The sequence below is a fragment of the Acinetobacter sp. YH12105 genome (assembly GCF_013419095.1).
Lineage (GTDB): Bacteria > Pseudomonadota > Gammaproteobacteria > Pseudomonadales > Moraxellaceae > Acinetobacter > Acinetobacter pseudolwoffii.
In genome coordinates this window covers 24,085-42,598 of record NZ_VPAU01000011.1, presented here as the reverse complement: position 1 = coordinate 42,598, position 18,514 = coordinate 24,085, and the positions used below count along the sequence as shown (strand labels likewise).

The following is an 18,514-nucleotide window of genomic DNA, read 5'->3' as shown; positions in this document are numbered from 1 at the left end:
GCTATTTCCCAAAGAAGCTGAATCGAGATAACACCCTGATGTCTAGAACAGCGCAACGCTACTTTGATTCCATCAATAAATCATATATATCCATTTTTATGATTTAGATTGGATAAAATCTTATAAAGCTCACTATTTAAACAACCCCCTAAAAACCATACCCCTAATATAAATAAAATATTGTTTTAATTAATATTTTTATAAAACAACTTGGTTTTTTATTCAATTAAAGAGCTAAACAAGGCTTTGCTATCCAGTATATCGAATATAGATTTATTGCTATGATATCGACAATCCCAGAATGCTCAAACTACTTCATGTGCTTATAAACTATCTATTTTTCTCTCCAAAATAGATCATTTACAATCAGGTTTGTGGCATTTCTGACTTGATCGCGTTCACCAGAACAATTGCTGTAGGCTTGGATCTTTTAGTTTAAGGCCAGCACCAACAACGATCAGGACACATACTTAGATCGTATAAAAATCTTATTTAACACGATTTAAAAATGCTTATACTCTAGGCAAGATTAAAATTAGGAAAATTTCATGAAAAAATTACTTGGCGTTTTATTGAGTGCCTCTGTATTAACTTTGACTGGGTGTGGCAAACAAGAAGCGCCTGCCAATGATGCAGCACAAGCCAATGATGCGAATGGCCTTCAAACCGTAACCATGGCATCGACCGGTTCAGATGCAGATGTATGGCGCTATATCGCCACATTACCTGAAACCAAAGCAGCCGGCATTAAACTTGATGTGAAAAATTTCACTGACTATGTGTCAATGAACACAGCCGTTGCCAATAAAGAAATCGATGTCAATGCATTCCAGTCATATGCCTATATGGTTGCGTATAATGATGCCAATACAGCAAAAATTGCACCATTGTCTACCACCTATTTAGAACCAATGGGAATTTACTCAAGCAAAGTAAAATCTTTGAATGAGTTTAAAACAGGTGCAACCATTGCCATTCCAAACGACGGTGCAAATGAATCACGCGCGTTACTACTTTTACAATCGGCAGGTCTGGTCAAATTAAAAGCTGGCTTTGACAATGTAAAAGGCACAACAGCTGATGTGGCTGAAAATGCAAAACAAATCGTGATTAAGCCCATTCAAATGGCAACTGCAGTCCGTGTAAAAGATGAAGTTGATGCGATTGTGCTAGGCAATACGCTGGCAATGGAAGGCGGTTTAAACGTATTAAAAGATGCGGTTTACTATGAGCCAATTGATCAAAGCACAAAAATGAATGTAAACGTATTAGCGGTTGCAGCAGATCGTCAAACGGATCCTGTACTGCAAAAAGTAGGTGCCTTGTATCATACGCCAGCAGTTCAGGCGTATGTCGATGAAAATTTTGGTGGCACTAAAGTTGCAGTAAACAAGCCGGTGACGTATTTAACTGAATCAAAATAGTACTATAATACTCTTTTAGAACAGGCAAGGACGATTTCTTGCCTGTTTTTTTATCCGTGATGCAGTTTTTGACACTATGATTGAATTTAAAGATATTTCAAAACAGTATGAGCTTAAGGGTCAAACCTTGCATGCCTTGAATCAGATTAATCTATCGATTCCAACCGGCAGTATTTTTGGCATCATCGGTTATAGTGGTGCCGGTAAAAGTACCCTCATCCGTCTGATTAATTTACTTGAGCGTCCAAGCTCAGGTCAGATTATCATTAATGGAACAGATTTTACCGCACTCGATGCCAAAACATTGCGTCAAGAACGTGCCAATATCGGCATGATTTTCCAGCATTTTAATTTAATGCAAACCAAAACCGTGGCGGCCAATATCGAAATGCCTATGAAGCTTCTGGGCTGGAGCAAGGCTGAACGGGAAAAACGCCTCGAAGAATTATTAGATTTTATTGACCTGAAACATAAACGGCAGGCTTTTCCGGATGAATTGTCTGGTGGTCAAAAACAGCGCGTCGGGATTGCCCGTGCCCTTGCCAACCATCCCAAGATTTTACTTTGTGATGAAGCGACTTCGGCACTCGATCCACAAACCACCAAATCAGTTCTGCAATTACTCAAAAAAATCAATCAAGAGCAAGGTATTACCATTGTCATGGTCACTCATGAAATGGATGTAATTGAAACCGTCTGTGATTATGTCGCTGTGATGGAAAAAGGTGATGTGATTGAAACCGGCAGCACGCTACAGATCTTCAGTCAGCCGCAACACCCGACCACCAAAAATTTTATTCAGACCGTGCTTCAGCAACATTTGCCGGTCAATATTCTGAATAATCTGGAAAACCAGAATCATCACAGTATTTATTGTTTAAAATTCCTTGGCAGCTCGGCACAGGAAACGGTGATTCAGGCCGTGATTAAACAGTTTGATATCAGTTTAAATATCCTGTTTGCCAACATGACCGAAATTAATGGTTCGGTGATTGGTCAGATGTTTATTCAGCTCCTGGGTGATTCCGCAGAGATTAGCGCTGCAGTGCAATATCTGAAAGATAACGGCGTACAGGTAGATCAAGCAGGAGTACAGGCATGAGAGATTTAATTGTACAGTGGCTGACGACAATTACTGCGCCGTTCTGGAAAAGCTCGCTGTCGATGGATCAATTTGTGACAGCGCTGCAAGAAACCTTTCATATGGTGTTCTTCGCAATGCTGTTTGGCTGTATCTGGGGTTTTATTCAGGCAATTACTTTAGTGGTGACGCGTCCTAACGGCATCTTGCAAAATCGTGTGATTTATCACGGTCTCAATCCGATTGTCAATGCGCTACGTTCACTACCATTTATTATTCTACTGATTGCCGTTATTCCGCTGACCAAGTTTTTGGTCGGCACTTCAATTGGTACTTGGGCCGCAATTGTACCACTGACTATTTATGTCGGCCCTTATATTGGTCGCTTGGTTGAAACCTCATTACTGGAAGTGAATGAAGGCATTATTGAATCTGCGCAAGCGATGGGTGCAACCCCAATGCAGATTATCTTCAAGTTTGTCTTACCTGAAGCACGTAGTTCACTGATTCTGAACCTGACCACTGCCACCATCAGCTTGATTGGTGCAACAGCAATGGCGGGTGCTGTCGGTGCCGGCGGTATCGGTGATCTGGCCATTTCTTACGGTTATCAGCGTTTCGATACCTCTGTGGTGATCATGACGGTGATTGTGTTATTGATTTTGGTACAGATTGTACAAAGTCTGGGGGACTGGTTGTCCCGACTTCGTTAAGCTAGTTTTTATGTATGAATAAAGCCCTCTAAAAGAGGGTTTTATTGTTTTTAATACTTACGAACCCTTTCTCATTATTTCAAAGTAAAGTCCTGCAACTATTTGATACGTGCCACGGCGACAGGAAGTCGCCCGTTGATCTGTGGTACTGGGATGTACCATCAGATAAAGGGGTTTTGTTACTTTTGCCCCGTCAAAAGTAAGGCACAAATATTACAAAGTTAAAATTGAAGTAAAAATAACGAAATTCTATTTTTCAAATAATGTCATGAATAAACTTACTAATATTTAAAATTCTTCTTTTACTTTTGAAAGATGAATAGCACTGCTATGCAAGGTAACAAAAATCTTCTGTTGGCTTGATGATACTTCCTTGTGCCACAGATCAACTAGCGACATCCATGTCGCTAGTCAGAAATTCAATTTCGGTTAACAATGCCGTCTCGTTATAGATATGGACAAAGCCCCAAATCAACATTTAATTAAAATCTAAAAGTTCAGCATTTCCCCTCATTTTCAAACTGAAACAATAAATCCCATGTTAAACTATTTAATAGTTTTAGCAGGGACTCATCTATGCACTTTGTTCATCTTGGTATTCATACAGAATTTTCGATTACTGAATCCATCGTACGGATACCTGACCTGGTCAAAGCTGCCGAAAAAGAACAGATGCCTGCCCTCGCGCTGACGGATCTGTCTAACCTGCATGCCGCAGTCAAGTTCTATGGCAAATGCTTAGGCAAAGGCATCAAGCCGATCCTCGGTTCTGAAATTCGCCTGAATGATGCCGAACATCGTATGACCTTATTGGCGATGACCAATAAAGGCTGGCGTAACCTGACTGAACTGGTGTCTGAAGGCTTTATCAGTGGTCAGCAATTAGACATTCCCTGCGTACAAAAACAATGGATTTTAAACCAGTCCGAGGACATGATTGCCCTGCTCGGCATGCATTCCGATGTCGGCAAGATGCTGATGAGTTCAAATCCGCAAAAAGCGGAACCCTTGCTGGAAGAATGGGTCGAAAAATTCGGCAATCGCGTTTATATCGCCCTGACCCGCACCAACCGTCCGGATGAAGATGACTTCATTCTGGAAGCAGTGAAACTGGCCAAAAAATATAATATCGGTGTAGTGGCACATAACGACGTGCACTTCATGACCCGCAATGATTATGAAGCTCACGAAGCCCGGGTGTGTATCGCCGATGGTTATGTACTGGGGGATAACCGCCGCCCTAAAACCTATTCACCTGAACAATATTTTAAATCTGCAGAGGAAATGGCAGAGCTGTTCTCGGATATTCCCTCTGCGATTGAGAACACTTACCACATTGCCAAACGCTGTAATGTCACATTGCGACTGGGTCAATACTTTCTGCCGGATTATCCGATTCCTGAAGGTCATACCATTGATACTTTCTTTGCACACTTGTCCAAAGAAGGTCTGGAAGAACGTCTGAATTTCCTGTATCCACCTGAACAGCGTGATGAACACTGGCCAGAAGTTCGCAAGCCTTATGATGAGCGAATCGAGTACGAGATTAATATCATTAACTCGATGGGGTTTCCGGGCTACTTTCTGATCGTGATGGACTTTATTCAGTGGTCGAAAAGTAACGGCGTTCCAGTAGGCCCGGGGCGTGGTTCAGGTGCAGGCTCACTGGTGGCTTATAGCTTAAAAATCACCGATCTTGATCCGCTACGTTATGAATTACTCTTCGAACGTTTCTTGAACCCGGAACGTGTGTCGATGCCCGATTTCGACGTCGATTTCTGTATCGCAGGTCGTGACCGCGTGATTGACTATGTGGCGCGTACTTATGGCCGTGATGCAGTTTCGCAAATTGCCACCTTCGGTACCATGGCGGCCAAAGGTGCGATTCGTGATGTGGCGCGTGTCTTGGGTAAATCTTATGGTCTGGCCGATCGTATCTCGAAAATGATCCCGACCAAGCCTTTAGGCCTGAGTCTGCTGGAATCCTTAGAAGCCGAACCACAGCTTAAAGATATCGTCACCAATCCATCCAACCCAGATAATGATGATGCGGCTGAAATCTGGGAAATGGCACTAAAACTGGAAGGTATTACCCGAAATACCGGTAAACATGCCGGTGGTGTGGTCATCTCGCCAACCAAAATTACCGATTTCTCTGCCGTTATGTGTGAGGCTGATGGTACTTCACGCGTGGCACAGTTCGATAAAGACGATGTTGAATCTGCTGGTCTGGTCAAGTTTGACTTCTTGGGTCTGCGTAACCTGACCGTAATTGAAGATGCAGTTAAAAATATTAATAAACGTATCAAATCTGACAAGCCTTTAGACATTGCCTATATCCCGCTTGAAGATAAAGACGCGTATCTGGTTTTTGCCAATGCCAACACCACCGCGGTATTCCAGTTTGAATCCGTGGGCATGAAGAAGATGCTGAAAGAGGCACGCCCAAGCAAATTTGAAGAAATTATTGCCTTCGTGTCGCTGTACCGTCCGGGCCCGATGGATCTGATTCCTGACTTTATCCACCGGATGCATGGAGGCGATTTTGAATATCTGCATCCCTTGCTTGAAGGCGTACTAGAACCCACCTACGGGATTATGGTCTATCAGGAACAGGTCATGCAGGCTGCACAGTACTGTGCCGGCTATACCCTCGGTGGCGCGGACTTGTTACGTCGTGCCATGGGTAAGAAAAAACCGGAAGAGATGGTCAAACAGCGCCAGATCTTTATTGAAGGTGCATCGAAAAAAGACATTGATGAAGCCACTGCCAACCATATTTTCGACTATATGGAAAAGTTTGCCGGCTATGGCTTTAACAAATCACATGCTGCGGCCTATGCTTTGGTTGCCTATCAGACTGCATGGCTAAAAGCGCATTATCCGGCGGAATTCCTGTCTGCGGTGTTGACCTCGGAGATGCAGAACACCGACAACGTGGTATTCCTGATTGATGACTGTCGCAAGAATCATCTGGAAGTTTTACCACCTTCCGTGAATATGTCGCTGTATCAGTTCCATGCCACGGATGAACAAACCATTGTCTATGGTCTGGGTGCGATTAAAGGTGTCGGTGAAGCTGCGATGCAATCAGTGATTGACGCGCGTACACAAGAAGGTCCTTTCCGTGACCTGTTTGATTTCTGTCATCGTATTGACCTGAAAAAAATCAATAAACGTACCCTGGAAGCATTGATTCGCTCCGGTGCGCTGGATTGTTTAGGCATTGATCGTGCCGACCTGATGGCACAACTGCCTGAAGCGGTGCAAGCTGCGGAACAGGCGCGCTCCAACCGTGAAACCGGCATCATGGATCTGTTTGGTGAAGTGGAAGAAGTTCAGCGCAAACCCTCTAAACCGGTCAAGCCATGGGCGGATGAAGTTCGCCTGAAAGGTGAAAAAGACACCCTCGGCCTGTACCTCACCGGCCACCCGATTGATGTCTATCGTAATGAACTGAAATCCTTTGTACCTAGTCAGATCAATGAGCTGACGCCGACCCGCCGTGGCGTGACCACCGTGTTTGCAGGACTGGTGGTGGATATTGCCAACTTCCCGAACCGGATGATGATGACCCTGGATGATGGTACGGCGCGTATTGAAATTTCAGCCAATCATGAACGTTTTAACCGCTTTAAAGAGATTATCCAGCTGGATAAAGTTGTGGTGATTGAAGGTGAAATTTATGAGCGTGAAGGCTTTGACCGCCCAATGGGACGTCTTACTAAAGCCTTTAGCCTGAATGAAATTCGCCAGAAGCGTGCCAACAGCATTAAAATCACCCTAACTGCCGAGCATTTCAGTAAAAGTCTGAGTCGTGACTTGCAGCAGATTTTGACACCATATACCAATATCGACATGTCAGCGCATATTCCGGTAATTCTGTATTTAGACTATCCTTATGCTACGACTGAACTTCATCTGGGTCTCAACTGGAAAGTGGCACCACTGGACGAACTATTGGCTAAATTGCGTGATTATTTTGGTAAAGAAGCATTGCATATTGAATATCAGGTCAAGTCCAAAGCCGCCAAAGCTGTTTCTTATGAACAGGCCAAACCGGTCAATGTTCCACCACCACCTGCTGGCATGAGCATGGACGATGCGCTGGAACTGTATCAGGCTGAATCCCAGCCACAATATTCATAAATCCTGATCTTTAAAAAACCTTTAAATTGGAATCCTCATGAGTCAAATTGACAATGCTGCTGTTTCAGCACATCTCTCCCATGTGCGTATTGTCATGGTCAATACCACTTTACCTGCCAACATCGGCAGTGCTTTACGCGCCATGAAAACCATGGGCCTGTCCAAGCTGGTTCTGGTGGCGCCAAAAACCTATCCGCATCCGGATATTGATGCACTGGCCGCAGGCGCAACTGACCTGATCGAGCAGATCGAGATTGTAGAAACGCTCGAAGATGCCATTAAAGACTGTCAGATTGTATTCGGTACCAGCGCACGTAGCCGTACCATTCCCTGGCCGCTGTTAGATGTGCGCCCTGCTGCGACAAAAGCCATGAGCGCCGTGGTACAAGAGCAGCAAGAAGTTGCAATTCTATTTGGCCGTGAAGACCGCGGTCTGACCAATGAAGAACTGGCAATGGCCAACTATCACCTGACCATTCCAGTCAATACCGATTACGGCGTACTGAATGTGGCTCAAGCCATTCAGGTGATCTGCTATGAAATGCGCATGGCAGCCATGAGCCAGATTGAACAACCACGTGATGCTAAAGCAACCATGCAAGTCATTGATGGCATTGAAATGGAATGGGATGAGCCTTTGGTGAATCATGCGCAGATGGAACAGTTCTATCCGCATTTGGAAAAAATGCTGGCCGAAATTGAATTTATGGACCCAAAAAATCCAAGATTATTGCCTTTACGCTTGCGTCGTCTCTTTGGACGTATACAATTAGATCGTATGGAATATCATTTACTTCGTGGTATTTTCAGCCGCGTTCAGGCCTTAAATAACGGCACGTGGAAAAAATCTTCACATACATCATCACAGGACGAGGATCAAATCTAATGCTAAAACAGCTCAAAGAAGATATACAAGCTGTCTTTGCGCGCGATCCTGCAGCACGCAATACCTTAGAAGTCTTAACCACTTACCCTGGCATCCATGCGCTGATCATGCATCGCATGGCACATGAGCTATGGAACAAAGACTGTAAGGGAACTGCACGTGCATTGTCTTCATTTAGCCGTTTTGCGACTGGTATTGAAATACATCCGGGCGCCAAGATAGGCCGTCGTTTCTTTATTGATCACGGTATGGGTGTCGTAATTGGGGAAACTGCAGAAATTGGCGATGATGTTACCCTCTATCATGGGGTGACTTTGGGTGGAACGACCTGGAATAAAGGCAAACGCCATCCAACTTTAGAAGATGGCGTGGTGGTTGGCGCTGGTGCCAAGATTTTAGGGCCATTTACTGTCGGTAAAAATGCCAAGGTCGGTTCTAATGCGGTCGTGACTAAAGCAGTTCCTGAAAACACGACGGCTGTGGGTAACCCTGCACGCTTTATTACCAAAAATAAACCGAAGGATGATGCAGAAACCCGTCGTCGTGATTATGCAGAAAGTATCGGCTTCCAGCCCTATGCTGCAACTGAAGACCAGTCTGATCCAATTCTGGAGGGTATGCGCATTCTGCTGGACCGTATTCAGCAAAATGAAAAACGCATGAACAACTTGTGCAACCGTCTTTCTTTGCTGGATCCGACCTTTAATAAACAGCAACAAGATGGTCAGCCTTTAAGCAAAAAAGAATTACAGATTCTGGAAGAAGCGCGCCGTGAATGTGAAGCTCAAACCAGTCAGTCTAAAGCCTGAATAGAGCGTTCAATTCTGTAACATGCATTTACTTGCATGATCGTTAGAGTTTTCATAGACTGACGGTCATGTGATTTTTGTACTAGCTGTTTTAAAAAATAACACGAATGGATGAATATTATGACCTTTAAGCCCTTGGCACTTGCTTGTTTAGCATTCACAATGACTGCATGTTCGACCGTCTCTCAGAAGTCTGCTGAGAAACCTGTGGATCAAGTGGTTTTTGTAGAACCTGAATTAAGTCCGCCATTTTATGCATTAAATCCATTCAATTATAATGAACCACCTCCGTTTGAGGTGCATTTGCAAAAAGCTGCGGCTCAACCCGTGACCAAAATGGTCGTGACTCATCCAAATGATCCATCCAAGCAATTAACCTTGGATGTCAATAAACTGATTATTCCCATTGTAGACAGCAATACACGTTCAATGCGTTATGCGGCTCTGGCAAATACCAATGAAATCGACATCACCGAGATTGATGATTTCCTGCAAATGGTGGAAGGTAAAGCACGTCATTATCCACCACGTTTTAGCGATCGTCAGGAACGTCGTGGCTTTGAAGCCAAACTGCGTGAAGTCACTCAACAGCTGGATACTTTAGCTGCACGTGAAAATGCCTCTTTCGATGTTCTGGTACGTGCATTTAAAGCCAGTGTCATGGCACGTAATCTGGATCTGGGTTCAGTCTATACCACCAAATCCCTGACCTATGCACAACGAATTCTTAAGATCAACCAAGATGATCCTGAAGTGAACTTCTGGTTCGGCTTTGGCCTGTCCGAAGGTGGCGGTCAACGTGAAGCGATCCCTTATCTGGACAAAGCCATGAAAGCTGGCGTTCAGGAAGCCTATCTTGCTGCAGCCAATAATTATATTGCGCTGGAACAGAAAAAAAATGCGGCTCAAACCTTGGCAAACTATAAAGTGAAATACCCGCAAGAAGCTGAAGTGGCAGACCGTCTGATTCAGGAAATTGAGAAACAAGGTCGCTGGAATGTTTGGCAAGTTCTGCAAACCGCAAATCAAGCTCCAGCTGCTGCAACGCCTAAAACGCCATAATCAGAATTTATCTTCTTTCTCTGATTACAAATAGACTGCTACGGCGGTCTATTTTTATGAGAAAAAATTAGTAAAATACAAACCATTATCCAAACTTACAACTTAAATTCAGTGAAAGGTTTTATGCACGAAAAAATAAATAAAAGATTAATACTGTGCACTTTAGTCATCACCAGCGTGCTGAGCGGCTGTCAGGTGGTCAGTGTTAAGGAACAGGCACTTAATGTCACACTCAGCAATGAGCGTGACAGTATTTTGACGCGCGACAAACTGAGCGAAGCCAGTCTAAATGTGTTGTCCATGACGGGGCGTGAAGCCCAGATCTGTATTGACCAGCCCGAAGAATGTGTAAAGGATCTTAAAAAGATTCCCCAGATTTTAGATGAACAATTACTTTCTACAGCAAGTGAGTTGTATCTCGCCAATTCTTTACAGAATGCCAAGTCAGCCGAGTGCAACACCAGTGTTTTGAGCAAGACCCAATCTCAGGAAAAGCAACAGCTGCAAAAACAGAATATCCAGAAATGTCTGGATCAGCAGCTCAGCATGCTGGATAAAAGCATTCGTTATAGTTATGCCTACCTGTTTAAAACCGAGCGTGCCCCGCAAGACCGTATTTTCGACAACCGTCAGGTTCAGATTCGTGATTTTTATAACCTGGCGATTGCTCATCTGATTCAACGCTATGCTGAACGTTATGAAACCAAGCGTTCCGGCCAACGGATTCAGGTGGGTAACAGTGTGTATAGCATTGATCTGGAAAATTTTCCGCAGCTGAAAAACCAGCCCATTGAGCAACTATTATCCACCTACAACATGAACTTCTCTGGGCTTCGTTCAATTACCCGTCGTGACGGTTTTGGTTCAGAGTTTTTAGTGGTTCTACCGGAGCAGCAACCATCCGAAAAAGATAAAAAATATATTACTGACCCACTCAATCACAAATATCCGAATGGTATCAATCCCAATATCCACGCAGCACGATATCTGGCCACCACGATCACCGCTGTACCTAAATCAGCCAATAGTACTGAACAGATTTTATCGACCTCCGAATTTCATCTGAAACTCTATGATCCCTATAAATATGAAAAAATTAAGGTCGCTTCTAAGGAATATGCTCTGGCAGCCAATTTTTCAGCACCTTATGGTTTATGGCTGGCCGAGAACAATCTGGGGCGTCTGGCCTATCTGACCCTGATTGATCGGGATGATAGTCTGAGCATGCCCCACCTGTATATGCTGGAACCTTATAATCCGAACAAGAAGATCCTGGTATTGGTCCATGGTCTGGCCAGCAGCCCCGAAGCCTGGATTCGTATGACCAACGATATTATGGGTGATCCGGTTCTAAGAGAAAACTTTCAGGTCTGGCAGGTGTTTTATTCTACCAACATGCCGATTCTGGAAAGCCGTTTTCAAATCAATGCACTGGTTCAGCAAGGATTTGCCCAGGTCGCGAACAATGCCGCAGCTAAAAAAGATGCAGTACTGGTCGGACATAGTATGGGCGGCGTGATTGCCCGTTTGATGGTCAGCAATGCCGATATCAGCCAAGATGCTTTTAAACTGGTACAAAATACCCGTATTGAACAGTTTAAGGATAAACCGCTGTTTCAAGCACGCCTGCAAATGCAGCCGATTCCAAATTTTAGTCGGGCGATTTTCTTGGCCACACCGCATCGTGGCACAGAATATGCCAATCGCTGGCATACCAAACTGGCGCGTAAAATTATTCGGGTTCCAGGTGCATTTTTAGGTGCCTTTGCTGATACTTTACAAGGCGAAATCGGATTAAAAGAATTTGTCAAAGAACTGGGACATGACCTGATTCAAAATGGCCCGAGTGATTTGAGTGAAAATTCGAAATTCAATGCGCTGACTAAAAACATTCAGCCCTATACCGGCTTCAAATTTCACTCCATCATCGGTAATACCGTAGATACTACAGAACCTCAGCTGATGAGTGATGGCATTGTTTCCTACGAAAGTGCTTATTTGCAAGGTGCAGTATCCAGTAAAGTGATCAAGGGTGGCCATTCCATTCAGGAAACCCCTGAGGCCGTATTGGAATTGCGCCGGATTCTCAGATTACACCTGTCTGACCTTGGTCTTTATGATCCCGAATAAACAATTCCCTTAATTTAAATCAACCACTGCATGTTCACATCCAGTGGTTTGTTTTTTAAAATTGGAAATCATGCTGAATAAAAACTCAGACCGACAGATCTGTCGCATGACTTAAACATTCATCTGGAATTTCATTTCTTTCTAAAAATTAAATTTGATAGACTTGTTTCAATCTTGATTTAAAGCACCCTAAGATAAGCGACCTCATTCACTATGCTCCTGAGCAGATCCTCGATAAAATATTTTTATAGATCTGTTTAGATGTGCTTTAATTTTTTGTGCATACGCTGCTTATCAGTATTTGCATTTCTCTCTTGTTGAAAGGATTTATTTTTAATGACCAGTTCGGAAATTATGGCTGATCTTTCTACCTTAACGCCCATGATGCAGCAATACATGTCGGTGAAAGTGCAGCATCCACACTCATTGATGTTTTATCGTATGGGTGATTTTTATGAACTGTTCTTTGAAGATGCACACAAGGCAGCCAAAATTTTAGGCATTACCCTGACCCATCGCGGTAAAGCCAATGGTCAGCCGATCCCGATGGCAGGTGTGCCTTACCATGCAGCCGAAGGCTATCTGGCCCGTCTGGTCAAAAAAGGCGAAACGGTGGTGATCTGTGAGCAGATTGGTGAGGGCGAGAGCACAAGCACTCGCGGTAAGGCTCCCATGGAGCGCGGCGTGGTAAGGATTATCACCCCGGGCACCCTGACCGATGATGCCATGCTCGGTGCACATCAAAGCTCTAATCTGGTGGCTTTATGTATTCAGCAAAATCAGATCGGGATTGCACTGCTCGATCTCAGTGCCGGCTTATTTAAAGTACAGCAGCAGGATTATGATCTCAACCAGCTCATGATTGAACTGGCGCGCCTAATGCCAAGCGAAATTTTGCTGGATGAAAATACGACTGATCCGATGCTGACCGAGCAACTCAAGCAGCAACTTGATATTTCCGTGACGAAGCGTCCTAATGTGGACTTTAACCTGAACAATGCACAAAAAACCTTGTGCGACCAGTTTGCCGTCAGCACACTTTCCGGTTTCGGGATTGATCATTTGCCGTTGGCAAAAGCTGCCGCTGCGGCACTGATTCACTATGCCAAAGAAACCCAGAAAACCGCTTTACCACATATTCTTTCGATTCAACTAGAACAGAGTTCCGACTTTATCGCCCTAGATCCAGTGACACGTCGCAATCTGGAACTGATTGAGCCTTTATTTGAGCATGGTACTTCACTGTTCCAGTTAATTAATGATTGCCAGACGGCTATGGGTGGACGCTTGCTGAGTCGCACCCTGATGCAGCCTTTGCGTGACACTGCCTTGCTGGGTGAACGTTTAGATGCCATCCAGTCCCTGCTACAAGGTTTCCATGAAGCACCTGTACGTTTGGTACTTAAGGAAATTAGTGATATTGAACGTGTCCTGAGCCGAATTGCTTTGGGCAGTGCCCGACCGCGGGATCTGGTACAACTACGTCAGGCCTGTGCGCAAATTCCATTTTTACGCCATGCCCTACAGCCGATTGTCAGTCAACAACAGTCTGAGCTATTAATCCAGCTCAATGAAGAACTCGGAGATTTCCATGGCCTGCATCAACACTTGATGTCTGCCATCGTAGAAAATCCGCCGGTATTGCTGCGTGATGGGAATGTGATTGCCGAAGGCTTTGATAGTGAACTGGATGAATTACGTCAGATTCGTGATCACGCCAGCCAGTTCCTGATTGATCTGGAAATTAAAGAACGTGAAGCCAGCGGAATTCCGGGACTGAAAATTGGTTATAACCGAGTGAGTGGTTATTATATTGAACTCTCACGTGCTCAGGCCGAACAGGCACCCGAGCACTATATCCGCCGTCAGACTCTGAAAAATGCCGAACGCTATATCACACCTGAACTGAAAGCCTTTGAAGATAAGGTTTTATCCAGTGAATCCCGTGCTCTGGCGCGTGAAAAAATGCTGTTTGAAATGCTGCTAGATGAATTACGTCAGGATATCGGCAATTTACAGATGATGAGCAGTGCCATTGCCCAGATTGATCTGGTGGCAAACTTTGCCCATCAGGCACGTTTACGCAACTGGTCACGTCCAAAATTCAGCCCTGAAGTCGGTGTAAGTATCACTGCTGGCCGTCATCCGGTGGTGGAAGCTTTAAGCAAAACTGCTTTTACACCGAACGATACGCGACTGGACTTTTCCCATCGCATGGCGATTATTACCGGACCCAATATGGGCGGTAAATCGACCTTTATGCGCCAGACCGCATTGATCGTCTTGCTGGCGTATTGCGGGGCTTATGTACCTGCACAAGCTGCGACTTTAGGGCCTATTGACCGGGTTTTCACCCGTATTGGTTCTGCCGATGATTTATCAACTGGCAAATCGACCTTTATGGTGGAAATGACCGAGACTTCGCAAATTCTGCATCATGCCACCAGTCAGTCGCTGGTACTGATGGATGAAGTCGGTCGTGGCACCAGTACCTATGATGGCCTGTCTCTGGCCTGGGCCTGTGTGCTGGATCTGAGCAAACGCATTCAATGCCTGTGTCTATTCGCAACCCATTATTTTGAGCTGACCGAACTCGATAAAGAAAGCGGCATTGATAACTATCATGTCACGGCTAAAGAACTGAATGGCAATCTGATTTTGTTACATAAGGTACAACATGGCCCTGCCAGCCAGAGTCATGGCTTACAGGTGGCGAAACTTGCCGGTATTCCGGCATCAGTCATTAAAGAAGCACAAAACCGCTTAAAGATTCTGGAAAAGCAACAACTGGTCAAACCAAAGAGTCTACAACACGATCTATTTGCACTGCCGGAAATTGTAGAGCCAGTGGAACGTATTGTCGCAATTGAGAAAGAATCTCCAGCTCTCGAATTACTTGAGGACATCGATGTAGACAACCTGAGTCCACGCGAAGCCTTAGCACAATTATATGCACTAAAAGATTTACTCAAACAGCCGGGGTAATTCTCTAAGTCATAGACCTCATCCCGTATGGGGTCTAGCACTGATTTATACTTGAATTTAGCCCTATTCTGGCTTTTTTCAAATTTAACAGCCCTATATATAACAAATATCAATAAAAGGAATTGTTAGTTCCCCCTGTTTTTGCCTAAAATACAGTATTCGTAAATAGAACCATATTTTTTAGGTAGCTGTCGCCATGACCTTCGTTGTCACTGAAAATTGTATTAAATGTAAATATCAAGACTGTGTTGAAGTTTGCCCTGTAGACTGTTTCTATGAAGGTCCTAACTTCCTGGTGATTAACCCGGACGAGTGCATCGATTGTGCCTTATGCGAACCTGAATGTCCGGCGAATGCAATTTTCTCTGAAGATGAATTACCAGAAGGCCAAGAAGTATTTATTGAATTGAATACTGACCTGTCGCAAAAATGGCCAAATATCACACAAATTGGTGACCAGCCAGCAGATCGTGAAGAATGGAATGGTAAAGCTGACAAATTACAATATCTTGAAAAGTAATTAATTTCAGTTAAAAAAGATCAGCACATGCTGATCTTTTTTATACTCAATCCACACATTTTATTGCAATATTCTCCAAATTTCTCCGTATATTTAGTCTAAAATGGCGCTATTTATAAATATCTGATTTCTATAAATGAAGAATTTTGCAAAGGGATTATTGAGTCTGTGTGTAATCCCTCTCGTTTTTGTGGGTTGTACCACGACCCCAAAACCACCGGGACAGACCGTGCCCGATGGAAAGCGGATTTATATTCCCCAAGAACGTGTTCAATACGACCGCAAAGTCCAACCCAAAACTGTACCTTATCTGTATACCCACTGGGTCTCTGCGCTGGATAATTTATCACGTGTACGTGAGTATGAAGTGTTTCTGGAACGCAATGGCGTAGGCAATATTATTCCCAGTTTTGAATTAATGCGTACCGCGCGGGACTGGGCCAAATGTGGTCGTTCACAGTACATGATTCCAAGCCGTGAATTATGGGCCAATCAGGTTCCAACCTTGCGTGTATTTAAATATTTAGTAGCCGCCAATGTCCTGACTGATTTTGAAGTCACTTCCGTCTATCGTGACCTGCCTTTAAACCAGTGTGCCGGTGGCGCCAATTCTTCACGCCATCTGTATAATTCTGCCATCGATTTTCGTATTGGCCCAGAATATCCACAAGCGCAAGACTATAGTTATATTGAAAATACCAAGTTCAAACTGTGCCAGTTCTGGGCGCAACATGGTCAAAGTCTGAATATGGGACTCGGCATGTATGCTTCTGGTCAGATCCACATCGATACCCAAGGTTACCGTACCTGGGGGCCAAGTCTGGGGCGAAATTCTTCAATGTGTAATTACTAAGTCATGACAACGGCTATACAAAGTTCATTTAAGACTTTATATAGCCTAAAAAAACAGCAGCTATAGCACAATAAATTGCGCTATGCCGCGAAAAGTTTAAAATGCACCCATCGCAATTGATGGTGCTAAAACTATGCAACACATGTGGACAGACATTGACAACTACATTGAGTCACATTTAATTCCTGAAGATCCCATCCTGAACCAGACGCTGGAAAATACTGCTGCGCATGGTCTGCCAGATCATCTGGCTGTAGCAGCAAATCAAGGCATGTTGTTGCAGATGCTGATCCAGATGAATCAATGTAAACGTGTACTGGAACTCGGAACATTTGCCGCATACAGCACCATGTGGTTGGCACGTGCTTTGCCGGATGATGGTTATATCCTGACAATTGAAGGACGTGATACCCACGCGGCAATGGGTCAGGAAAATATTGACCGTGCCCAGCTCAAGCAAACTGTTGAACTGAAATGTGGTCGTGCAGCAGATGTACTCAAAGCTCTACCCGCAGAGACCGAGGCTTTTGATTTTATCTTCATTGATGCAGACAAACAGAGTTATCCGGAATATCTGGAACTCAGTTTAAATCTGTCGCATTCAGGTACACTTATTTTTCTGGACAATGTAATCCGTGCAGGCGAGATTATCAATCCGGACAATCACAAGCCAAGTATTGAAGGCATCCGTGTCATGTTTAAAGCGCTGCAAAATCATCCACGTATCTTGTCTTGTACCGCTTTACAGACTGTAGGCAGTAAAGGACATGATGGTTTTGCACTTGCGATTGTCAAATAAAATCAGAAGAACAAAAATTACCCAGCGCCATATTTATTATATATAACATTAACTTAAAAACATTAACCACAGAGTTATCCACAATATATGAGGATAACTCTGATCATTTTTAAATCAAGCTGTAACAATTTACGTTTAAATTTTAATTTTGTTTGCTTTTTAGGCAATCCTCACTTTGCGACCAGTAAAGGCACCTTGGAATTACGGAAAATTGTGGTGGCAATACTACCGAGGAAAAACTGATGGATTTTGCTGTGACTAAATGCGCCCAGAACAATCAGTTGAATACCCATCTCCTGTTGATAGGTCAAAATATTCTCGGCGACATCGCCATAGCGATATTGCGGCACTACATCTAGACCCGCTTGAGTCAGATATTGCAGCGGCTCAGTTAAAATTTCGGCATGATCGCCAATATATAACAGGTGACATTGTAATAAACGCAGCAGATCACTTTCCGCAATCCGTCTCATCATTTTGATACAGGTTGGAGAATATTCATAGGCAAAAATAAATCGTGTTGGCGGTTTAAACTGCTCCCCAACGGTCATGACCGTACAATTGGCACCACGAATAAAATTCTCGACATTGGTGCCGATCGGTTTATTCTTTTCAGCTGAGCGCTCACCGAGCAATCCAATTAATGCGATATCATCCGGCTCAAGAATCTGGAAACTTTGCTCCAGAAAATCCCCTTTTTCCTGAATATGTGTGGTTTGAATACCATGTTCGGCTAAAATCCGCTCGGAAATATGTTGCAGCAGATTATTGCTATAATCCAAGGCAATTTCGCTTTGTTTTTGTTCAAGCTCGGCCAATTCCTTCAGCAACATGGCATTGCTTTCAAACCCGATTACCCCACTGATTTCGCCCAGATGATAACTGGCCGGGTAATAATCCAAGACCTGTAACAAAACCAGTTCACGTCCAGTCTGTTTGGCAATCCATGCAGCCGCGTCTGCCAGCGCGTTTATACATGGTGAAGAGTCGATGCAGGCGATGACACGTTTCATGTTTAGCCTCTCTATTTATGATAAAAATTTCTTTGTTATTTTTAACTTAGCATAAGCTTTATAAAATGTGCAGCAAAATCTGTAAGGCTT

13 protein-coding genes are annotated in these 18,514 nt (G+C 43.9%); 12 read left to right on the top strand and 1 reads right to left on the bottom strand.

Annotated features, from left to right (window positions below; genetic code table 11):
* Positions 1 to 548 precede the first annotated feature (548 nt).
* From FTU44_RS09345 to FTU44_RS09290, 12 genes are all read left to right on the top strand, one after another.
* Positions 549 to 1,424, top strand: coding sequence for a MetQ/NlpA family ABC transporter substrate-binding protein (locus FTU44_RS09345; protein ID WP_005096689.1), 876 nt, complete (start codon positions 549 to 551; stop codon positions 1,422 to 1,424).
* Between the two features lie 76 nt (positions 1,425 to 1,500).
* Entirely contained in the window at positions 1,501 to 2,526 is a 1,026-nt protein-coding gene (locus tag FTU44_RS09340; RefSeq protein ID WP_005171261.1) for a methionine ABC transporter ATP-binding protein, read from the top strand.
* Positions 2,523 to 3,218, top strand: a complete 696-nt coding sequence (locus FTU44_RS09335; protein WP_005096687.1) for a methionine ABC transporter permease — start codon at positions 2,523 to 2,525, stop codon at positions 3,216 to 3,218. The genes FTU44_RS09340 and FTU44_RS09335 overlap by 4 nt, the downstream gene beginning before the upstream one ends.
* A gap of 576 nt (positions 3,219 to 3,794) precedes the next feature.
* Positions 3,795 to 7,367: a DNA polymerase III subunit alpha gene (dnaE, locus tag FTU44_RS09330; RefSeq protein WP_100328709.1), complete on the top strand. Its 3,573-nt coding sequence runs from the start codon at positions 3,795 to 3,797 to the stop codon at positions 7,365 to 7,367.
* Between the two features lie 37 nt (positions 7,368 to 7,404).
* Positions 7,405 to 8,253 carry an RNA methyltransferase gene (locus FTU44_RS09325; RefSeq protein ID WP_005096685.1) on the top strand — a complete coding sequence of 283 codons (849 nt, stop codon included), beginning with the start codon at positions 7,405 to 7,407 and terminating at the stop codon, positions 8,251 to 8,253.
* Positions 8,253 to 9,062 (top strand): serine O-acetyltransferase, encoded by an 810-nt coding sequence (cysE, locus tag FTU44_RS09320; protein WP_005096684.1) that lies wholly within the window; start codon positions 8,253 to 8,255, stop codon positions 9,060 to 9,062. The genes FTU44_RS09325 and cysE overlap by 1 nt, the downstream gene beginning before the upstream one ends.
* Before the next feature lie 120 nt (positions 9,063 to 9,182).
* Positions 9,183 to 10,124 carry an ABUW_2363 family tetratricopeptide repeat lipoprotein gene (locus tag FTU44_RS09315; protein WP_005171266.1) on the top strand — a complete coding sequence of 314 codons (942 nt, stop codon included), beginning with the start codon at positions 9,183 to 9,185 and terminating at the stop codon, positions 10,122 to 10,124.
* 123 nt (positions 10,125 to 10,247) lie between these two features.
* Positions 10,248 to 12,254, top strand: a complete 2,007-nt coding sequence (locus FTU44_RS09310; RefSeq protein WP_005171267.1) for a triacylglycerol lipase — start codon at positions 10,248 to 10,250, stop codon at positions 12,252 to 12,254.
* A gap of 336 nt (positions 12,255 to 12,590) precedes the next feature.
* Complete coding sequence (gene mutS, locus FTU44_RS09305) at positions 12,591 to 15,239, top strand: DNA mismatch repair protein MutS (RefSeq protein ID WP_180050263.1); 2,649 nt, start codon at positions 12,591 to 12,593, stop codon at positions 15,237 to 15,239.
* 196 nt (positions 15,240 to 15,435) lie between these two features.
* Positions 15,436 to 15,759, top strand: a complete 324-nt coding sequence (fdxA, locus tag FTU44_RS09300; protein WP_180050260.1) for a ferredoxin FdxA — start codon at positions 15,436 to 15,438, stop codon at positions 15,757 to 15,759.
* Between the two features lie 136 nt (positions 15,760 to 15,895).
* On the top strand, positions 15,896 to 16,612 hold the full coding sequence (locus FTU44_RS09295; RefSeq protein WP_005096679.1) for a D-Ala-D-Ala carboxypeptidase family metallohydrolase: 717 nt from the start codon (positions 15,896 to 15,898) through the stop codon (positions 16,610 to 16,612).
* 133 nt (positions 16,613 to 16,745) lie between these two features.
* Entirely contained in the window at positions 16,746 to 17,411 is a 666-nt protein-coding gene (locus FTU44_RS09290) for an O-methyltransferase (RefSeq protein ID WP_180050257.1), read from the top strand.
* Positions 17,412 to 17,581: 170 nt separating this feature from the next.
* On the opposite strand, the gene FTU44_RS09285 is transcribed toward FTU44_RS09290, so the two are convergent.
* On the bottom strand, positions 17,582 to 18,424 hold the full coding sequence (locus FTU44_RS09285) for a universal stress protein (protein ID WP_005171275.1): 843 nt from the start codon (positions 18,422 to 18,424) through the stop codon (positions 17,582 to 17,584).
* Positions 18,425 to 18,514: the final 90 nt, after the last annotated feature.

Bases quoted from the DNA above. Each gene is read 5' to 3' on its own strand.
- FTU44_RS09345 (WP_005096689.1), top strand. From the start codon at position 549: ATGAAAAAATTACTTGGCGTTTTATTGAGTGCCTCTGTATTAACTTTG.
- FTU44_RS09340 (WP_005171261.1), top strand. From the start codon at position 1,501: ATGATTGAATTTAAAGATATTTCAAAACAGTATGAGCTTAAGGGTCAA.
- FTU44_RS09335 (WP_005096687.1), top strand. From the start codon at position 2,523: ATGAGAGATTTAATTGTACAGTGGCTGACGACAATTACTGCGCCGTTC.
- dnaE (WP_100328709.1), top strand. From the start codon at position 3,795: ATGCACTTTGTTCATCTTGGTATTCATACAGAATTTTCGATTACTGAA.
- FTU44_RS09325 (WP_005096685.1), top strand. From the start codon at position 7,405: ATGAGTCAAATTGACAATGCTGCTGTTTCAGCACATCTCTCCCATGTG.
- cysE (WP_005096684.1), top strand. From the start codon at position 8,253: ATGCTAAAACAGCTCAAAGAAGATATACAAGCTGTCTTTGCGCGCGAT.
- FTU44_RS09315 (WP_005171266.1), top strand. From the start codon at position 9,183: ATGACCTTTAAGCCCTTGGCACTTGCTTGTTTAGCATTCACAATGACT.
- FTU44_RS09310 (WP_005171267.1), top strand. From the start codon at position 10,248: ATGCACGAAAAAATAAATAAAAGATTAATACTGTGCACTTTAGTCATC.
- mutS (WP_180050263.1), top strand. From the start codon at position 12,591: ATGACCAGTTCGGAAATTATGGCTGATCTTTCTACCTTAACGCCCATG.
- fdxA (WP_180050260.1), top strand. From the start codon at position 15,436: ATGACCTTCGTTGTCACTGAAAATTGTATTAAATGTAAATATCAAGAC.
- FTU44_RS09295 (WP_005096679.1), top strand. From the start codon at position 15,896: ATGAAGAATTTTGCAAAGGGATTATTGAGTCTGTGTGTAATCCCTCTC.
- FTU44_RS09290 (WP_180050257.1), top strand. From the start codon at position 16,746: ATGCAACACATGTGGACAGACATTGACAACTACATTGAGTCACATTTA.
- FTU44_RS09285 (WP_005171275.1), bottom strand. From the start codon at position 18,424: ATGAAACGTGTCATCGCCTGCATCGACTCTTCACCATGTATAAACGCG.